This window comes from Noviherbaspirillum agri (assembly GCF_054780595.1).
Map to the genome: position 1 here is coordinate 11,562 of NZ_BAAGWA010000009.1, position 16,189 is coordinate 27,750.

Sequence of the window (16,189 nt, forward strand, 5' to 3'; positions counted from 1 at the left end):
CGATGGGTTAGATACTCAGTTTGCCGGCTTGTCCTGATAGCCAGTGACTTCCAGGTCAAAACCCGTCATCGACGGCATCTTCCGCGGACTGGCCAGCAGTTTCATCTTGCCAACGCCCAGATCTTTCAGGATTTGCGCTCCAATGCCGTAAGTCCGCAAGTCCATGCGTGACTCTCGTGGCTGGTGGCGTCGTTCCGGCGTGTTCAACGCCTCGAACTGGGCAAACATCTCATCGGCGGACTCTTCGCAATTCAAGAGAACCATCACACCGCGCTCGGATGCCTTGATGGCGGCCATTGCGGAAGCCATGTTCCAAGAATGCGTCGTGACTTGCGTTTCCAGCACGTCGAGAATCGATACCGGCTGATGCACGCGAACCAGCGTTTCCAGGTCGGCTTCGACATCGCCATGCACGAGCGCGACGTGTGCACCCCTGCTGGGCGTATCGCGGTAGGCAATTGCCTTGAACGGACCGTAGGCAGTATGCATCGTGCGCTCCGCAACACGCTCAATGATGCTTTCGTGCTGGCTACGGTAGTGAATAAGATCGGCAATCGTACCAATCTTCAGGCCGTGCTCCTTTGCGAATTCCATCAGGTCCGGCAAACGGGCCATCGTGCCGTCATCTTTCATGATCTCGCAGATCACGGCCGCCGGAGTCAGGCCGGCGAGCTCCGCAAAGTCGCAGCCGGCTTCAGTGTGCCCGGCACGCATCAGCACGCCGCCTTTTTGCGCCTTCAGCGGGAAGATATGGCCCGGCTGGACAATGTCGGAAGGTTTCGCATTCTTTGCAACGGCCACCTGCACGGTGCGCGCGCGGTCCGCCGCCGAAATGCCGGTTGTGACGCCTTCCGCAGCCTCGATCGACACCGTAAACGCGGTTCCATAAGACGTACCGTTACGGGCAGTCATCATCGGCAGGTTCAACTGGCTGCAGCGCTCTTCCGTCAGGGTCAGGCAGATCAGTCCACGTCCGAACTTGGCCATGAAGTTGATCGCTTCCGGCGTCACGAATTCTGCCGCGAGGACCAGGTCGCCTTCATTTTCGCGATCCTCTTCGTCGACGAGAATGACCATACGGCCGGCACGGAGCTCGGCAACGATTTCTTGGGTTGTTGAAATAGCCATGATTGAAATCCTATGTAGCCCGCTATTTTAAAGGATTTACGCCGGCTTCAACTTGCAAAACCGAAACACAACGGCATCTTGCCGGATCCAGCGATGCTCAAACTTTCATGCCAAGCATGCGTTCGACATAACGCGCGATGAGGTCGATCTCCAGGTTCACTTTTACCCCCGGCCGCAAATGCTTGAGGGTGGTCACCTGTACAGTATGCGGGATCAGGTTGATGGAGAATTCACAACCACTCTCGGAATCGGTCACGCGATTGACGGTGAGAGAGACACCGTTGACCACGATCGAGCCCTTGAAGGCGAGATACTTGGCGAGATCCGTCGGCGCCTCCACGACCAGTTCCATGGATTCGCCGACCGGTTCGAACTTGCGCACCACGCCGAGTCCATCGACATGGCCAGATACGAGGTGGCCGCCCAGTCTGTCGGCCAGGGTAAGCGCCTTCTCCAGATTCACCTCTCCTGCTGCGTCGAGGCCCGCGGTCCGGTTCAGGCTTTCACGTGAGACATCGACCGTAAAGCCGCTGTCCGTCTTGCTTACCACGGTCATGCAGGCGCCATTGAGTGCGATCGAGTCACCCAAAGCAACATCCGCCATGGGCAATCCACCGGCATCAACGGTGAGACGAACGCCGGCGTCAGACTTGTCGCCCAAGGGGGTAATGGAGGTAATTCTGCCGACAGCAGCAACGATTCCGGTGAACATGATGAAATCCAATCAGAGAAAACGAGCAAGAATACGTAAATCCGGGCCGACCTGGGCAACCTCGTGAAATCGCAGCAATTGCCTGCCGTCCAGGCGCTCCAGTGGCGGCAAGTCGAACAGACCCTGTGCGTCCCCCAGCAAATTTGGTGCAAGGTACATCAGCAGTTCATCCACGCACTTTTCGCGAATCAATGAGCCGTTCAGCTTGAAACCGGCCTCGACATGCAACTCGTTGATCCCGCGCTTGCCCAGTTCGAGCGTCAACGCGGGCAGGTCAACCTTGCCGTGCGCGTTCGGCAGCATCAAGATTTCGGCGCCAGCATCGCGCAACTGCGCCTCCTTTTCCGGGTTGGAGCGGGCGGCGACGATCCACGTGCCACCGCCGGCGAGCACTCGCGCATCAGGGCTGATCTGCAGATGACTGTCGATGACGATGCGCTGCGGCTGGCGCGGTGTTTCAACGGCGCGCACATTGAGCAAAGGGTCGTCCGCCTGCACCGTTCCGATCCCCGTTAGTACGGCACAAGCCCGTGCCCGCCACCAATGACCGTCATCGCGCGCATTGGCGGAGGTAATCCATTGGCTCCGTCCATTATGAAGAGCAGTCTTGCCATCCAGGCTGGCAGCCGCCTTCATTCGCACCCAGGGTTTGCCACGCTGCATCCGGGACATGAAGCCGATATTCATCTCCCTGGCTTCGTCCTCAAGTATTCCGAAAGCCACTTCGATACCCGCGGCCCTGAGCTTTTCCATGCCCTGCCCCGCAACCAGCGGATTGGGGTCGGCGACTGCAGCGACAACACGTCCGACGCCGGCGCGTATCAGGGCATCGGCACACGGCGGCGTACGCCCGTAATGACTGCAGGGTTCCAAAGTAACGTAGACAGTCGCACCGCGCACATCAAACCGCCTTTGCGCTGCATCATTCAGTGCCTGCACCTCTGCGTGGGCCTGCCCGGCAGGCTGGGTGGAGCCGGTGCCGATGACCTTGTTATTCTTTACGATGACGCACCCAACCCGAGGGTTGGGTGTGGTAATGAAAAGGCCCTTCGTAGCCCATTGCAGCGCGAGCTGCATGCCCTGCGTATCGCTATAGATTTCCACGGGATTCCGAATTCAGTTGTCGAGGGGGCGGCAGCCGGACGCTCTGCGCCATGGATCGACATTCTATCGCTGATGAGGGGCATCAGGCACGGCGGCTTAGCAGGTGCTCCCGGCCACCTCCGGGTTGCACACGCGTGCACGCCCCAGAAAGTTGATCTTGATTTTTCTGACCTGCTTGTCGAGTTCGAAGGTGACACTGCCGAACTGTGGAGCATACGCACTTGCATTGGTGCGAGTTCGCCCTGTAGCACTGTAAGCCAGGTAGGATGGCGACTTGTCCGTGAGACTGGCATTGATGCGGATTCCCTGGCCGACGGTATCGTACACAAAGATCGTTTCCTCGCCGAGGTCGACCTTTTGATTATTATCTTCGTCGACAAAAACCACCCAGCCTTTTGCCCAATCGTCGGAATCGCTCACAGGAACCATATCGACCCGCACACCGCGTCGAATAGCTTCTGCGCGCGCGAGGTTCATGGACGAGAAAAACGCATTGACTACAGTCGTCAAACGCTGGCCTTGCACCAGCCCCCTGACAAACGGCACCCCGGCACCAAGCAGGATTGCCGCCACGGCCAGTACGACCATGAGTTCGATGAGCGAAAATCCGGAGCGTCTCATGGATCGAATTGCAGGCTGTGCCGTCTCACTTCCAGCAATCGGGATGACGGGCACGCTTGATGCCCGTGCTGGTCACGATCATTTCTCCACATACCGGATCACGGAAATTCCCGTCCACCTTATCCGTTCCGGGCATGGCAACGAGGCGCACGCAATTGCGAATCGTGTCGTTCTCGCATGCTTCGGCTTTCAGTTCGTAAGCGCTGTTTTCCGCACTTCCTGCCGAATACCATTTGAACTTCCTTTCATCCACGTCCATGGAATCAGCGGAGAACGCAAGATAGGTATTGTTCTGTGAAAAATAGCGTTCCTGCTGCTGCATGAGTTGGAATAGCGCTGCTCGAGCCTCCACGCGCTTCCCCTTTCGAACCGATTCGACATAGGTGGGATATGCGATACCTGCCAGCAGCGCAAACAGCGCCAGCACGAACAGTATTTCAATAAACGTGAATCCATATGGGAGGCGTTGTCGCCTGTTAGCCGTTGCCACGCGCATTGCGCACCTCCTGCCAATTCGAGATTTCCCGCCAGCCAAAACGCCCTTTCGGCGCCGGCGCTCCCTCCACATGGCTCGGAAGGTAAAAGGCCTGCAGCATTACCTGTGTGGTATCGCGCATGCCGAATCCGAGCGCAGTGATGCGATAGAAAACGATTGCAGCTCCTTCCTCCACACCAGGACGCGTGAGACGTTCAATGATGTACCGCGGCAGCCGCGCGGGCATTACCCCAACGCCGTGCTGGAACTGCTGGCCGGTGAAATGTCCGTATGGCACCGAGCGATTCTGTTTGTCATCAGCAAAGTTCACCTCAGTCCATACCGGCGGACTCGCTGGTTCGGCTGCCTTGCACAGACCGAGATAGAGCTCCATCCCCCTGTTATCACAGACATCTCCGAATGGTTCTACCACCTCCTGTGCAAAGAGGCCCTGGCGCGGGGAGGCATCGATATCTCGTTGGGCATCCGCTAAAGCCGCATCGGCTGCATGGAAGGCAATCAGGCGATCACGGTCGCCGCGCCCCGCCTTCTCCCCCTGCCAGGCGAATTGGACTGCCGACATGCCGAGCATGAGTACCACCACCATCATGATGAGCGTCATGATGAGCGCAGCCCCGCGATGGCGATTCGCAGCGTTTCGCTTCGAGGCGCACCGTTGCGTGCATTCATACCAACTTGCGCTCTTCACGCCACGCCCTCCCCCACCCCGTTACGCAGTCGGATTGTCATGGAAAAGACACGGCGCAACCGCCCACGCTGGGATTTCGGCAGGTCTGCATCTCTGATGAGCACGCCGAGGTCTTCGTCTGCATACTCATTCGCATACATGTCGCCGAATAGCGCATAGCCGTTCGCAGGCTCAGTCCAGCTCGTCTGATGAGTGCCGCGAATCAGCATTGCGACTTTGACGGCAACGACCTTTTTCCAGTGCGTTTTCCTCGCCCGGTCAGTTGCCCGCTCAACGGCATTGGCTCCGTGAACCACCATTTCATCATCCAATGCATCAATCGCAGACGCATTGAGCAAGCGGTTGGGAAAGCCATCCATGTCGGTATCGAGGCCATAAAGGACCTGAAACGATTCCACACCACGTGCTATGGATTGCGACGTCCAGCTGCTCCTCCCTTGATACTTGCAATACAACTCGGGTTCGCCACTTTCTCCAATGGCCACATAGAAAATGCTCCATGTGCGGTGATCTGCCGCCATCTCATCGGATGATGGAGATGGCGTGGAAAAGCCGGCACAATTTAGCATTGTGCCGTCACCGCTTTCCGCGCTACCGGAGCCGAAGAAACGAATGGCCAGCACATCGCTGCCATTCACCGATTTCAGCAGTGGCGCTTCGATGCCGGGAGTCCTGCTGCGCAGGCTGCGTGAATCGAGGCCGATAACATCGGGATCGAATGCTGATTGGTCGGTAACTGCCACCTGTTCCGTATCCCAGGTCCGGTGCGAGGCTTGTCGCACCGCACGGGCGACCGTATCGAGTGTGTACCTGCCGGCTTCCTGAACCTGCGCTTCGTCGTCCTGAGCAAGATAGGCCTGCTTGACTGAAACAAGCAGCGCTGTTGCAGCCAGTACGATAAACAAGCCAATCGCCATCGAAACCATCAACTCAACAAGAGTGACGCCGTACTCACCGCGCAATCCGTGCCACCGATGTTTTGCGCGCAAAGCGGTAGGACCGCGATCCGTCATACCCCTGCCCCCACGATCAAAGTCATGCCGGCCTCTTCGTGGCCAGTGGCATGGCTGGCCAGGGACGCATCGGGATTGTTGATGCGCCAGCCGAGTTTGACGACGATCGGGGCCGTATCCGCAGCATTATCGTGGCATTGCCACGCCGGCGCGTTCCTGCTGCCGTCCCAGGGATCGATATCGCGGCAAATGCGGAATCGGCCGGCAGGCAAGGTGCTGCGGATCCGTGCTTTCCATTCGCTCACCTCAAAGGCAGCGAATTCCGTCGGATCGCAAGTGTCGCTGTAACAAGACCGCGCCGGCGGGGTAGAGCCCTCCGCGTCGCCCGAATCAAGACTCGCATCGAGGTAGGGATCCACACTGCCGTTCCTGCTCGCCCAGCCTTGGCTCGCTCGTATTGCATCCGCCATGTCGGCCGCCAGATGCGACGCAATTGTCGCGAATGCAGTCTGCCGGGCAGTGCGCAGGGCTGTCAGCTGCAAGCCTGCCGCTCCCATCACACCGACAGCCATGATAACCATCGCGACCAACGTCTCAACCATGGAGAAACCGGCGCTTCTTTTGCGAAGCGTGGATCTCCGCGAAACGGGTCTCCTCGAACTGAGCCGACTATTGTTGCATTTTTTACAACTTTTTGAGCGCGAAAAATCCATGTCCAGACTTGTCACGGTTAACTAGGTGGTGGAGTTCTTACGTTCAGGACCGACTTCAGCGATCGCATCCTGAAATTCGGCGACGTCTTCGAAGCTTTTGTACACGGACGCAAAGCGAATGTAAGCAATCTTGTCGAGGCGCTTCAGTTCGCGCATGACAAGCTCGCCGATGTGGCCGGAAATAATCTCGCGTGCACCGCTGGAGAGCAGTTTTTCTTCGATGCGATGGATGGCAGCATCCACTGCTTCCGCGGAAACCGGGCGCTTGCGGAGGGCAAGCATGAAACTAGCGCGCAGCTTGGCCGGATCGTAATCTGTCCGGCTGCCGTTCTTCTTGACGATGACCGGCATCGACAGTTCGATGCGTTCGTAGGTGGTGAACCGCTTGTCGCAATGAGCACAGCGACGGCGGCGGCGAATGGTATCCCCCTCCTCCGACACGCGCGTGTCGATCACCTGGGTGTCTTCATGATGACAGAAGGGACATTTCATTGGGGTGCCTGCGGTTCTGGATGTTGCTGCCGCCGATCCAGAGGAACTGAATGACGAGCAGCATCTGTTACCAATCGCGGGATTCTCTTCCCGTTATAAAAAAATATCAAGTCGACGGGAAGTATGCTGTGCTTTTCCTGCCTGTCCTGCACCGCACACTTCCCGACACGATCAGGCGTATACCGGGAAGGCGTCGGTCAGTTTCTTGACTTCTGCCTTCACGCGCTCGATTGTTGCTGCGTCATGCGGATTGTCCAGCACGTCCGCAATCAAGTTGCCGACCTTCGTCACTTCCGCTTCCTTGAAACCACGGGTCGTCATTGCCGGGCTGCCGAGGCGGATGCCGGACGTCACGAACGGCTTTTCGGGATCGTTCGGAATTGCGTTCTTGTTGCAGGTCATGTGCGCCGTACCGAGGATGGCCTCTGCTTCCTTGCCGGTGATTTTCTTGGCGCGCAGGTCAACCAGCATCACATGCGACTCGGTGCGGCCGGACACAATGCGCAGTCCACGTGCGATCAGGGTCTTCGCCAACGCGTCCGCATTCTTCACAACCTGCTGCTGATACGTCTTGAACTCCGGGGACAGCGCTTCCTGGAAGGCGACAGCCTTGCCTGCGATCACATGCATCAGCGGACCGCCCTGGATGCCCGGGAAGATCGCGGAATTGATCGCCTTTTCATGCTCGGCCTTCATCAGGATGACGCCGCCGCGCGGGCCGCGCAGCGATTTATGCGTGGTCGAGGTGACGAAGTCGGCATACGGAACCGGATTCGGATAGACGCCTGCCGCGATGAGACCGGCGTAGTGCGCCATGTCGACCATGAAATAGGCGCCGACATCCTTTGCGACCTTGGCGAAGCGCTCGAAGTCAATGCGCAGCGCGTAAGCGGAGGCGCCAGCGATGATCATCTTCGGCTTCTTTTCGTGCGCAAGACGTTCCATCGCGTCGTAATCGATCTCTTCCTTGTCGTTGAGACCGTAAGAGACTACGTTGAACCACTTGCCGGACATGTTCAGTGCCATGCCGTGCGTGAGGTGACCGCCTTCCGCCAACGACATGCCCATGATCGTATCGCCCGGCTTGAGCATGGCGAAGAATACGCCCTGGTTTGCCTGAGAGCCGGAATTCGGCTGCACGTTTGCCGCCTCGGCACCGAACAGTTTCTTCAGGCGCTCGATCGCCAGCGATTCAACAATGTCCACATACTCGCAACCGCCGTAATAGCGCTTGCCTGGATAGCCTTCGGCATATTTGTTGGTGAGCTGCGAGCCTTGCGCTTCCATGACGGCAGGCGAGGTGTAGTTTTCGGAGGCGATCAGCTCGATATGATCCTGCTGGCGCTTGTTTTCCTGCTGGATGGCGGACCAAAGTTCGGGATCGACTTTGGCGATGGTATGGTCTTTTGCGAACATGAAATAACTCCAATCGATTAAGTATGCAAAGTGGGTTTGCCTAAATCGAATGAGGGCCGATGGGAAAGACAGGCAGCCTCAGTCGTGCATTCCATTTGGGCTGCCCAGGCGAACGGCTATTGGATATCCCACGTTCCCCGGTGGATTTCCACCTTGTTACCGGAACTGCGTTCCAGTGTTTTCGCCAGTTACGTGGGATGAAATGGCGCTAAATTGTAAGATAGGTACCTGATTTCAGCAAGGATGGCCGCGTCGCGCCGCCATTTTCTGCCCCGGACATGAACTGCGGCCCACTCCGCCTTTCGGCTACAATTTTGGCCAACTTACCTACAGAGAACAAAAGGATTCACGATGATCGTTTTGGTTACAGGAGCAACTTCAGGCTTCGGCGCAGAAATGGCACGCAAATTCGTGCAAAACGGCCATAAGGTGATTGCGACCGGTCGCCGCAAGGAGCGACTGGATGCACTGGCAGCCGAACTTGGCTCCGCACTGCTTCCTATCGAGATGAATGTCAGTGATAAAACGTCTATCAACAACGGCTTGGCAACGCTGCCGGCAGACTGGAAGAACATCGACATTCTCATTAACAATGCCGGGCTTGCGCTTGGCATCGAACCGGCGCACAAGGCGTCGCTGGAAGAGTGGGAAACGATGATCGATACGAACTGCAAAGGGCTGGTCACGATCACGCGTCACCTCCTTCCCGCGATGGTGGCGCGCGGGAGCGGCATGATCATCAATATCGGATCGGTTGCCGGTGCATACCCCTACCCTGGCGGCAATGTGTACGGTGCCACCAAGGCTTTCGTCGACCAGTTCACGCTCAATCTGCGCGCCGACCTCGTCGGCACGGGCGTACGGGCCACCAACATCGCTCCGGGACTATGTGGGGGCACCGAATTTTCCAATGTCCGCCTGAAGGATGATGCAGCGGCTGCAAAGGTGTACGAGGGAACCGAACCGCTGACCGCAAAGGACATTGCGGAGACCGCATTCTGGATCGCTACTTTGCCGCCGCATGTGAATATCAACTACATCGAAATGATGCCCTCCTGCCAGGCGTTCTCCCCGTTCGCCATCAAGCGCAACTTTTAGCAACAATAAATATGAGTTCTGAATTTAGCTGGAAAGTTCGGGTGTATTACGAGGACACCGATACCGGGGGTGTTGTTTTTTACGCCAATTATTTGCGCTTCTTTGAACGGGCGCGGACAGAATGGTTGCGTGCCGCCGGCATTGGACAGCAATCGTTATCAGAAACGCATCGCGCAATGTTCGTCGTAAAAAGCACAACAGTCGATTATCATGCTCCAGCGAAATTAGATGATGAACTGAAACTCACTGTCGTTGTCGAACGGCTAGGACGTGCCTCTGTGCAATTCTTTCAAGAAGCATGGCGCGTCAGTGGTGCGCAACCACAACTACTGACCAGTGGGTCCATCAAGGTCGGCTGTGTGGATACCGAAACGCTCCGCCCTCGCCCAATACCGGACGAGGTCATGGCGCAGATAAGAAGAACAGGGCCGTTCCCCGCATAACATACTTTAGCCCGCGTCCTAAACGGCTCGGTGCGATTTTTATCCGTTTAAAGAAACATGACCGTTACCCAAGATCTTTCCTTTGTCTCCCTGATCAGCAACGCCTCCCTGCTGGTGCAGCTCGTGATGGCGCTTCTGCTGCTCGTCTCCATCATGAGCTGGACGTACATATTCCGGAAGATGTTTGCGATCAGAAGCGCGCAAGCACGTACGGAAGAGTTCGAGCGCGCTTTCTGGTCGGGAGGCAATCTCAACGCACTCTACGAAGAAGCAACCTCCAACCGACGTCGGAACGGCAGCGATGGTGGCGCCCTGGAGCGCATCTTCGAAGCAGGAATGGGCGAATTCGGCAAGGCCAAGGCGATCTTCGCCGGCAAGGGTCCAGTCGATCCGGGCAGCATGATTGATGGTGCTCGTCGCGCAATGCGTGCCGCTTACCAGCGCGAGATGGATGCGCTTGAATCGCACCTGGCCTTCCTTGCCTCCGTTGGCTCGGTCTCGCCGTATGTCGGCCTGTTCGGCACCGTATGGGGAATCATGAATGCGTTCCGCGGCCTGGCCAATGTGCAGCAAGCGACGCTCGCCTCGGTAGCTCCCGGTATCGCCGAAGCGCTGATTGCAACTGCGATCGGCCTGTTTGCGGCGATCCCGGCGGTGGTAGCCTATAACCGCTACTCGCACGACATCGACCGCCTGGCGATTCGCTTCGAAAGCTTCATTGAAGAGTTCTCCAATATCTTGCAACGCCAGGTTCGCTGATGGCCTACAGTTCCATGCGCGGCGGACGCGGCCGCAAGTTCAAATCCGAAATCAACGTCGTTCCCTATATCGACGTGATGCTCGTGCTGCTGGTGATCTTCATGGTCGCTGCGCCGCTGACAAATCCTGGCGTCATCAACCTGCCGACAGCAGCAAAGTCTGCCTTGCCGCCTACCGAATACATCCAGATATCCCTGAAGCCCGACACTACCGCGACAATTGGGATCAGTGGGTCCAAGAGCGGCGGGCGGGATGAGAAAGTCGGCGGCCGCAGTGCCCTGCTGCAAAAGCTGCGCGCGATGCATGCCGCCAATCCGGACCTGCCCGTCATGATTTCTGCGGATAAAGACATCAAGTACGATGAAGTCATCCAGGTGATCTCGGAAGCGAAAAAGATTGGCATCAACCGGGTGGGGCTGGCGACCAAGCAATGACGGACGCACATCAGTACACCATTCCCAAGGAGCCGGGGCTTGGCCGCTCGCTCCTTTTCGCCGCATTGGTCCATGCCGCGCTGCTTGCCTTCCTATGGATAGGCGTGCAATGGCAGAGCAACCATCCGGCGACAATTGAAGCAGAAGTGTGGGATCCGCAACCGCGCGAGGCTGCTCCACCGCCCGCACCGGTAAAAGTACCAGAGCCGGCACCAGAGCCCAAACCTGTTATCAAGGAACCACCCAAGCCAATAGTAAAAGAGCCACCACCGGTCGAAAAACCGGACATCGCGCTTGAACAGGAAAAGAAGCGCAAGGCCGCGGAAGAAAAGAAACGCCGCGAGGAGGAAGAACGCCTCGCAAAAGAAAAGAAGCGTCTTGAAGAAGAGAAGCTTGCCAAGTTAAAACAGGAAGAAGCGAAGCGAGAGAAAGAAAAGGCCGAAAAGGAAAAGGCCGAGAAGGCGAAGAAGGAGGCAGCGGAAAAGAAGCGACTGCAGGAAGAAGCCGACGCCAGATTGGCAGACAAGATACGCGAAGAAAATATGCGCCGTATCATCGGTGCTGGCGGGAGCGGTGACGCGCCAAAGGCACAAGGCGGGCGCGCAAGTGTCGAGTGGGCAAGCAAGGTCGGGGCAAAGATCAAGTCTCACATTACATTCGTCGTTCCGGAGGGCTTGCAAGGCAACCCTCCTGTCGAGTACGAGGTCAGATTGCTACCCGATGGCTCGGTCGCCGGCATGCGCAAACTCCGCTCGTCCGGCGTTCCGGGGTTCGATGAGGCCGTTGCAAGAGCAATCGAAAGAGCGCAACCCTTCCCGAGGGATAGCAATGGCAGCATGCCTTCCAGCTTCACAGGAACTCATAAACCGAAAGACTAATTAGGTGACCATGATGAAAAATCTCATTTCCCGTGGCTTCGTTGTGCTACTGATTGCCGTTACGGGATTCGCACAAGCGCAGTTGCGCGTGGAAACATCCGGTGTCGGCGCAACGCAGATTCCGATTGCCATCGCCGGCTTCACCGGAGAAGCGATGGCTCCACAGCAGGTAACGGCGATCATCAAGGCCGATCTTGCCAACAGCGGATACTTCCGGATCATCGACACGGGCAACACCATGTCGGAAACGACTGCAGTCAACTATACGGAGTGGAAATCGCAAGGTGCCGACGCATTGGTGGTCGGAAGCGTGCAGCGTCTTGCAGACGGACGGTTCGATGTGCGCTATCGCTTGCTGGATACACTCAGGGCAACGAGTCTTTCCGGATTCGGCCAGGTCGCAGGCCCTGATCGTATGCGTGTGGCCGCACACAAGATTTCGGATGACATCTACGAGAAGCTCCTTGGTGTACGCGGGGCATTTGCAACACGGATCGCCTACGTGACCAAAACTGGGAATGAATACCGCCTTGAGGTCGCGGACGCTGACGGTGAAGGCACGCAAGTTGCCCTTCGCTCAAACGAGCCGATCATTTCGCCCACCTGGTCGCCCGACGGTACCAGGGTCGCCTATGTTTCATTCGAAAACAAGAAGCCGGTCGTGTACGTTCAGGATCTGACAAGCCGTCGGCGCACCGCCATCGCAAACTATCGTGGCAGCAATTCGGCCCCCTCTTGGTCACCGGATGGCAGCCGTCTGGCATTGGCACTGTCGCGTAATGGATACACTCAGGTCTACATCGTCAATGCCGATGGCAGCAATCTCCGCCAGGTGACGAATACCACCGGCATCGAGACGGAGCCGCGGTTCTCCGCTGACGGCCAGCATATCTATTTCACCAGCGACCGTAGCGGCGGTCCGCAGATTTACCGCATGAGCATCAATGGTGGCGATGCCCAGCGCATCACCTTTAGTGGCAGCTATAACGTGAGTCCGCGCGTGTCCCCCGACGGCAAGTCGCTCGCATTCATCTCGCGCCGGGAAGGCCGGTTCCAGCTGTACGTGCTTGATCTGGCAAGCGGCCAGGAGCTTCGCTTGTCTGACACCCTGGACGACGAATCGCCGAGTTTCTCGCCAAACGGAAAGTACCTCATGTATGCGACGAAGGCAGGGCGACGGGACGCGCTTGCGGTCGTGTCGGTCGACGGTCGGGTCAAGTACCGCCTGACACCGCCGGCTGGTGACATAAGGGAACCCACATGGGGCCCTTTCATGAAATAATATAGGTTTGTAGCAACAAATTTACTCAGGAGAACTCTTAATGCGCACAACTACTACCGCCACCCTCATCCTTTCCAGCCTGCTGGCACTTGCTGGCTGCTCCTCCGTCAAGCTCGACGAAACCGCCAAAGTCGAAGACCGTTCGGCCAAGCCGGCAGCAACTGCGGACGCTCGCACCGTCGCCCCGGTAACGACCGGCTCCACCGACCCGCTGAACGATCCGAACGGCATTCTCGCAAAGCGCAGCGTTTATTTCGACTTCGACAGCTTCATCGTCAAGGATGAGTTCAAGCCGGTAGTGGAAGCCCACGCCAAGTACCTGTCCTCCAACAAGGGCCGCAAGGTTGTCATCCAGGGCAACACCGACGAGCGCGGCAGCCGCGAATACAACCTGGCACTGGGCCAGAAGCGTGCTGAAGCCGTTCGCAAGTCCCTGTCCGTCCTTGGCGTAGCCGACGGTCAGATGGAAGCCGTGTCGTTCGGTGAAGAGAAGCCGAAGGCAACTGGCAGCGACGAAGCTTCCTGGGCTGAAAACCGTCGTTCCGACATCGTCTATCAGTAAATCGATATGGGTGATTGACGATCACCGCCACTCCCCCTCTTCCGCGCCAGCGGGAGAGGGAGCGTCAAGAAAGAAATGGTCTGCCATTTCGCCAACGTTCAGGAGTTTCCATGAACAAGACCATCAAAGCTTCATTTGCTGCGGCCCTTTTGGCCGCGTTTTCTTTTGCACCGTTCCAGGCGCAAGCTGCATTGTTTGAAGATGAAGAAGCGCGTCGCGCGATCCTGGAAATCCGGGGTCGCCTCAACAACATGCAGAATGAGATCAACGCCAAGGCCGATAAGAGCAACAATTTCGATCTCAACAATCAGAATGAACAGCTTCGGCAGGAAATCGCACGGCTGCGCGGCCAGATCGAGATCCTGACCAACGAACTGGCAAACTCGCAGAAGCGCCAGAAGGATTTCTACGTCGATCTCGACAACCGCCTTCGCAAGCTCGAGCCGCAACAGGTCACGATCGACGGCAAGGAAGTGACGGTCGAACAAGCAGAACAGCGCTCCTACGATGCAGCTCTCGCCTATTTCAAGGGTGGCGATTATCGTAACGCCGGCGCCGCATTCTATGATTTCACGCGCCGCTATCCACAGTCCGGCTTGGCGCCTTCCGCACAGTACTGGCTCGGCAACAGCTACTACGCGCAACGCGATTACAAGAATGCAATCGCTGCTCAGCAAGTCGTCGTGAAGAATTTCCCGGACAGTCCGAAAGCAGCAGATGCGTTACTGAATATCGCGAGCTGCCAAATGGAGCTCAAGGACAAGCCCGCAGCAAAGAAGACGCTTGAAACCTTGATCGCGCAATATCCGGATTCGCAGGCAGCGCAAACTGCGAAGGACCGCTTGGCAGCGCTAAAGTAGCTTTCGATTCGCAGCGTCAAATGCCGCAGGAATTAAATTGATTTTCGGAAAAAGACATTTGACAGGATGCAGGATCGTTACTTATAATCTTGGTCTTTCGGGTCGTTAGCTCAGTTGGTAGAGCAGCGGACTTTTAATCCGTTGGTCGCTGGTTCGAGCCCAGCACGGCCTACCAGAAATACAAGGGCCTAGGTGAAAACCTAGGCCCTTTCTGTTTTGGGAAAAGGATAAAACGGTCCCGGAGGAATTGCTCCGCTTGAAGCAGCCCGCAAAGGCATCAAGACTGAATTGTGTACCTGGGCAAAAACTGAGCTTTGAGCGCAACAGGCGGCACCGAAGCAGCACAAAGAATCACAACAAGAAGCTCTGGCGCAACAGAGAAGCCGTTATGGCAGCATCGCCCTCATATGTGGCGTGGCGCACGCCCTGCCCTGAATTCGGCAACTGCTCAGGAAAACATCCACATGCCATAGGCGGCAAGCGCAGCAAGACCGATCGCGGCATGAAGATAGAAGAAGGTCTTGTGTTTTGTAGCGACGACCTTCTCGCTTTTTTGAGGCATCGCTGTTGCTGCCGCCAGCTTCTCTTCCTTATTTTCGACACTTAATGGCGCAGGAACCTGCAGCTTCTTTATTTGGGGCTCGAGCCGCAATGGCGGCACTTCAGGCTCCGGACGTCGACCAAGGGCCGGAGCCGACACGTCATTTGGCGACTCTTTGGGCTCGATGACTGCAGATGAACGCGTGCGCGATACCTTGATCCGCCCCGTGGTCAGCATCAGGTGCAGCTCTTCGACGTTGGGCTTGCGCTTGAAAACCTTTTCCCATGCCCGAATGAGGTTTGCATGCCCTTCGCCCATCAGTGCATCGTAAAGTCGGTTTCCCATGTCGCGCCCCCTCTCGACTGCCTGGCGCAACTGGTTCTCATGAGCCTCAGTCGCATACTTGAGCAATGTGGCAGCCTGCAGCGGGTTGCTGCAGGCCTTCAGCTCGGCCTCGAATTCAATGTATTCGACTGGCTGACTGATCAATACGGGGGGATCAAGAATGATTTTCGGATCAGCCCGCTTCAGCTCCAGAAGCGCGCGCACCGCGTAGTCGATCGAAGCCTCATTCCGCGAAACCGCTGAAGCCGGGCTATCGGCGGGCGGCACATCCAGGAACAGGCGCGATGTTGCATAGCCCTTGTAGTACGACAGCCACGGGTCAAGATCCGCTTTCATCAGTGAAAACGGCTTGCTCCAGGACTCGCCCTCGGCATCGTCATCAAAAGGCACCAAGGCCGAACGCATGTCCGGAATTCGACGCAGCGCATCCGTACGCTGCTGCACTACCTCTTCCACACCGTCAGGCAAATCCCTCGACAGGGAGACCTCACGGATCATGTTCTCCGCAGGCTGCACACGCGTGCCCGCTTTATCAAGATGCATCTGTTTCTTTTTCTGTTCGACGGCTTCCTGATGGACGCGATTCTGACGCTCCGTCTCCCATTGCAGGGCGTTCCTGGGCAAATCCATCGCCTGCATCTCAGGCAGCCTCGCAACCGCTGCA

Annotated in this window: 19 protein-coding genes, 1 tRNA gene and 1 riboswitch; of the genes, 9 read left to right on the forward strand and 11 right to left on the reverse strand. The window is 57.2% G+C overall.

Annotated elements, in window-relative coordinates:
• Window positions 1-15: 15 nt before the first annotated feature.
• The 10 genes from ribBA to glyA form a co-directional block, all read right to left on the reverse strand.
• On the reverse strand, window positions 16-1,128 hold the full coding sequence (gene ribBA / locus ACYVIA_RS15410; RefSeq protein ID WP_460842276.1) for a bifunctional 3,4-dihydroxy-2-butanone-4-phosphate synthase/GTP cyclohydrolase II: 1,113 nt from the start codon (window positions 1,126-1,128) through the stop codon (window positions 16-18).
• A 97-nt stretch (window positions 1,129-1,225) separates the two neighbouring features.
• Entirely contained in the window at window positions 1,226-1,840 is a 615-nt protein-coding gene (locus ACYVIA_RS15415; protein WP_460842278.1) for a riboflavin synthase, read from the reverse strand.
• A gap of 12 nt (window positions 1,841-1,852) precedes the next feature.
• Window positions 1,853-2,944, reverse strand: a complete 1,092-nt coding sequence (ribD, locus tag ACYVIA_RS15420; protein WP_460842280.1) for a bifunctional diaminohydroxyphosphoribosylaminopyrimidine deaminase/5-amino-6-(5-phosphoribosylamino)uracil reductase RibD — start codon at window positions 2,942-2,944, stop codon at window positions 1,853-1,855.
• A 96-nt stretch (window positions 2,945-3,040) separates the two neighbouring features.
• Window positions 3,041-3,565 (reverse strand): GspH/FimT family pseudopilin, encoded by a 525-nt coding sequence (locus ACYVIA_RS15425; RefSeq protein WP_460842282.1) that lies wholly within the window; start codon window positions 3,563-3,565, stop codon window positions 3,041-3,043.
• A gap of 25 nt (window positions 3,566-3,590) precedes the next feature.
• Complete coding sequence (locus ACYVIA_RS15430; protein WP_460842284.1) at window positions 3,591-4,055, reverse strand: type IV pilin protein; 465 nt, start codon at window positions 4,053-4,055, stop codon at window positions 3,591-3,593.
• Window positions 4,042-4,749 (reverse strand): pilus assembly PilX family protein, encoded by a 708-nt coding sequence (locus ACYVIA_RS15435; RefSeq protein WP_460842285.1) that lies wholly within the window; start codon window positions 4,747-4,749, stop codon window positions 4,042-4,044. The genes ACYVIA_RS15430 and ACYVIA_RS15435 overlap by 14 nt, the downstream gene beginning before the upstream one ends.
• A complete protein-coding gene (locus tag ACYVIA_RS15440; RefSeq protein WP_460842287.1) occupies window positions 4,746-5,762 on the reverse strand; it encodes a PilW family protein in 1,017 nt (338 codons plus the stop codon). The genes ACYVIA_RS15435 and ACYVIA_RS15440 overlap by 4 nt, the downstream gene beginning before the upstream one ends.
• Window positions 5,759-6,415 (reverse strand): type IV pilus modification protein PilV, encoded by a 657-nt coding sequence (gene pilV, locus ACYVIA_RS15445; RefSeq protein WP_460842289.1) that lies wholly within the window; start codon window positions 6,413-6,415, stop codon window positions 5,759-5,761. The genes ACYVIA_RS15440 and pilV overlap by 4 nt, the downstream gene beginning before the upstream one ends.
• Before the next feature lie 21 nt (window positions 6,416-6,436).
• A complete protein-coding gene (gene nrdR, locus ACYVIA_RS15450) occupies window positions 6,437-6,907 on the reverse strand; it encodes a transcriptional regulator NrdR (RefSeq protein WP_460842291.1) in 471 nt (156 codons plus the stop codon).
• Between the two features lie 171 nt (window positions 6,908-7,078).
• Window positions 7,079-8,323, reverse strand: a complete 1,245-nt coding sequence (glyA, locus tag ACYVIA_RS15455) for a serine hydroxymethyltransferase (RefSeq protein WP_460842293.1) — start codon at window positions 8,321-8,323, stop codon at window positions 7,079-7,081.
• A 95-nt stretch (window positions 8,324-8,418) separates the two neighbouring features.
• A riboswitch (ZMP/ZTP riboswitch) is annotated at window positions 8,419-8,525 on the reverse strand.
• 149 nt (window positions 8,526-8,674) lie between these two features.
• Between glyA and ACYVIA_RS15460 the strand changes: the two genes are divergently transcribed.
• From ACYVIA_RS15460 to ACYVIA_RS15500, 9 genes are all read left to right on the forward strand, one after another.
• Complete coding sequence (locus tag ACYVIA_RS15460; RefSeq protein ID WP_460842295.1) at window positions 8,675-9,421, forward strand: SDR family NAD(P)-dependent oxidoreductase; 747 nt, start codon at window positions 8,675-8,677, stop codon at window positions 9,419-9,421.
• A gap of 11 nt (window positions 9,422-9,432) precedes the next feature.
• Entirely contained in the window at window positions 9,433-9,864 is a 432-nt protein-coding gene (gene ybgC / locus ACYVIA_RS15465; RefSeq protein WP_460842297.1) for a tol-pal system-associated acyl-CoA thioesterase, read from the forward strand.
• A 57-nt stretch (window positions 9,865-9,921) separates the two neighbouring features.
• Window positions 9,922-10,623, forward strand: coding sequence for a protein TolQ (gene tolQ, locus ACYVIA_RS15470; protein ID WP_460842299.1), 702 nt, complete (start codon window positions 9,922-9,924; stop codon window positions 10,621-10,623).
• Window positions 10,623-11,057 carry an ExbD/TolR family protein gene (locus ACYVIA_RS15475; protein WP_460842301.1) on the forward strand — a complete coding sequence of 145 codons (435 nt, stop codon included), beginning with the start codon at window positions 10,623-10,625 and terminating at the stop codon, window positions 11,055-11,057. The genes tolQ and ACYVIA_RS15475 overlap by 1 nt, the downstream gene beginning before the upstream one ends.
• On the forward strand, window positions 11,054-11,935 hold the full coding sequence (gene tolA, locus ACYVIA_RS15480; RefSeq protein ID WP_460842302.1) for a cell envelope integrity protein TolA: 882 nt from the start codon (window positions 11,054-11,056) through the stop codon (window positions 11,933-11,935). Before ACYVIA_RS15475 ends, tolA begins: the two co-directional genes overlap by 4 nt.
• A 13-nt stretch (window positions 11,936-11,948) precedes the next feature.
• Complete coding sequence (gene tolB / locus ACYVIA_RS15485) at window positions 11,949-13,217, forward strand: Tol-Pal system beta propeller repeat protein TolB (RefSeq protein ID WP_460842555.1); 1,269 nt, start codon at window positions 11,949-11,951, stop codon at window positions 13,215-13,217.
• Window positions 13,218-13,257: 40 nt separating this feature from the next.
• A complete protein-coding gene (gene pal / locus ACYVIA_RS15490) occupies window positions 13,258-13,779 on the forward strand; it encodes a peptidoglycan-associated lipoprotein Pal (protein WP_460842304.1) in 522 nt (173 codons plus the stop codon).
• Between the two features lie 110 nt (window positions 13,780-13,889).
• Window positions 13,890-14,639, forward strand: coding sequence for a tol-pal system protein YbgF (gene ybgF / locus ACYVIA_RS15495; RefSeq protein WP_460842306.1), 750 nt, complete (start codon window positions 13,890-13,892; stop codon window positions 14,637-14,639).
• Between the two features lie 99 nt (window positions 14,640-14,738).
• Window positions 14,739-14,814: transfer RNA gene (locus ACYVIA_RS15500), tRNA-Lys, on the forward strand.
• A gap of 273 nt (window positions 14,815-15,087) precedes the next feature.
• Here the strand turns inward: ACYVIA_RS15500 and ACYVIA_RS15505 are convergent.
• Complete coding sequence (locus ACYVIA_RS15505) at window positions 15,088-16,149, reverse strand: hypothetical protein (protein WP_460842308.1); 1,062 nt, start codon at window positions 16,147-16,149, stop codon at window positions 15,088-15,090.
• Window positions 16,150-16,189: the final 40 nt, after the last annotated feature.

Excerpts from the sequence above, each read along its gene's own strand:
- ribBA (WP_460842276.1), bottom strand. The coding sequence starts at position 1,128 with ATGGCTATTTCAACAACCCAAGAAATCGTTGCCGAGCTCCGTGCCGGC.
- ACYVIA_RS15415 (WP_460842278.1), bottom strand. The coding sequence starts at position 1,840 with ATGTTCACCGGAATCGTTGCTGCTGTCGGCAGAATTACCTCCATTACC.
- ACYVIA_RS15425 (WP_460842282.1), bottom strand. The coding sequence starts at position 3,565 with ATGAGACGCTCCGGATTTTCGCTCATCGAACTCATGGTCGTACTGGCC.
- ACYVIA_RS15440 (WP_460842287.1), bottom strand. The coding sequence starts at position 5,762 with ATGACGGATCGCGGTCCTACCGCTTTGCGCGCAAAACATCGGTGGCAC.
- pilV (WP_460842289.1), bottom strand. The coding sequence starts at position 6,415 with ATGGATTTTTCGCGCTCAAAAAGTTGTAAAAAATGCAACAATAGTCGG.
- nrdR (WP_460842291.1), bottom strand. The coding sequence starts at position 6,907 with ATGAAATGTCCCTTCTGTCATCATGAAGACACCCAGGTGATCGACACG.
- glyA (WP_460842293.1), bottom strand. The coding sequence starts at position 8,323 with ATGTTCGCAAAAGACCATACCATCGCCAAAGTCGATCCCGAACTTTGG.
- ACYVIA_RS15460 (WP_460842295.1), top strand. The coding sequence starts at position 8,675 with ATGATCGTTTTGGTTACAGGAGCAACTTCAGGCTTCGGCGCAGAAATG.
- ybgC (WP_460842297.1), top strand. The coding sequence starts at position 9,433 with ATGAGTTCTGAATTTAGCTGGAAAGTTCGGGTGTATTACGAGGACACC.
- tolQ (WP_460842299.1), top strand. The coding sequence starts at position 9,922 with ATGACCGTTACCCAAGATCTTTCCTTTGTCTCCCTGATCAGCAACGCC.
- ACYVIA_RS15475 (WP_460842301.1), top strand. The coding sequence starts at position 10,623 with ATGGCCTACAGTTCCATGCGCGGCGGACGCGGCCGCAAGTTCAAATCC.
- tolA (WP_460842302.1), top strand. The coding sequence starts at position 11,054 with ATGACGGACGCACATCAGTACACCATTCCCAAGGAGCCGGGGCTTGGC.
- tolB (WP_460842555.1), top strand. The coding sequence starts at position 11,949 with ATGAAAAATCTCATTTCCCGTGGCTTCGTTGTGCTACTGATTGCCGTT.
- pal (WP_460842304.1), top strand. The coding sequence starts at position 13,258 with ATGCGCACAACTACTACCGCCACCCTCATCCTTTCCAGCCTGCTGGCA.
- ybgF (WP_460842306.1), top strand. The coding sequence starts at position 13,890 with ATGAACAAGACCATCAAAGCTTCATTTGCTGCGGCCCTTTTGGCCGCG.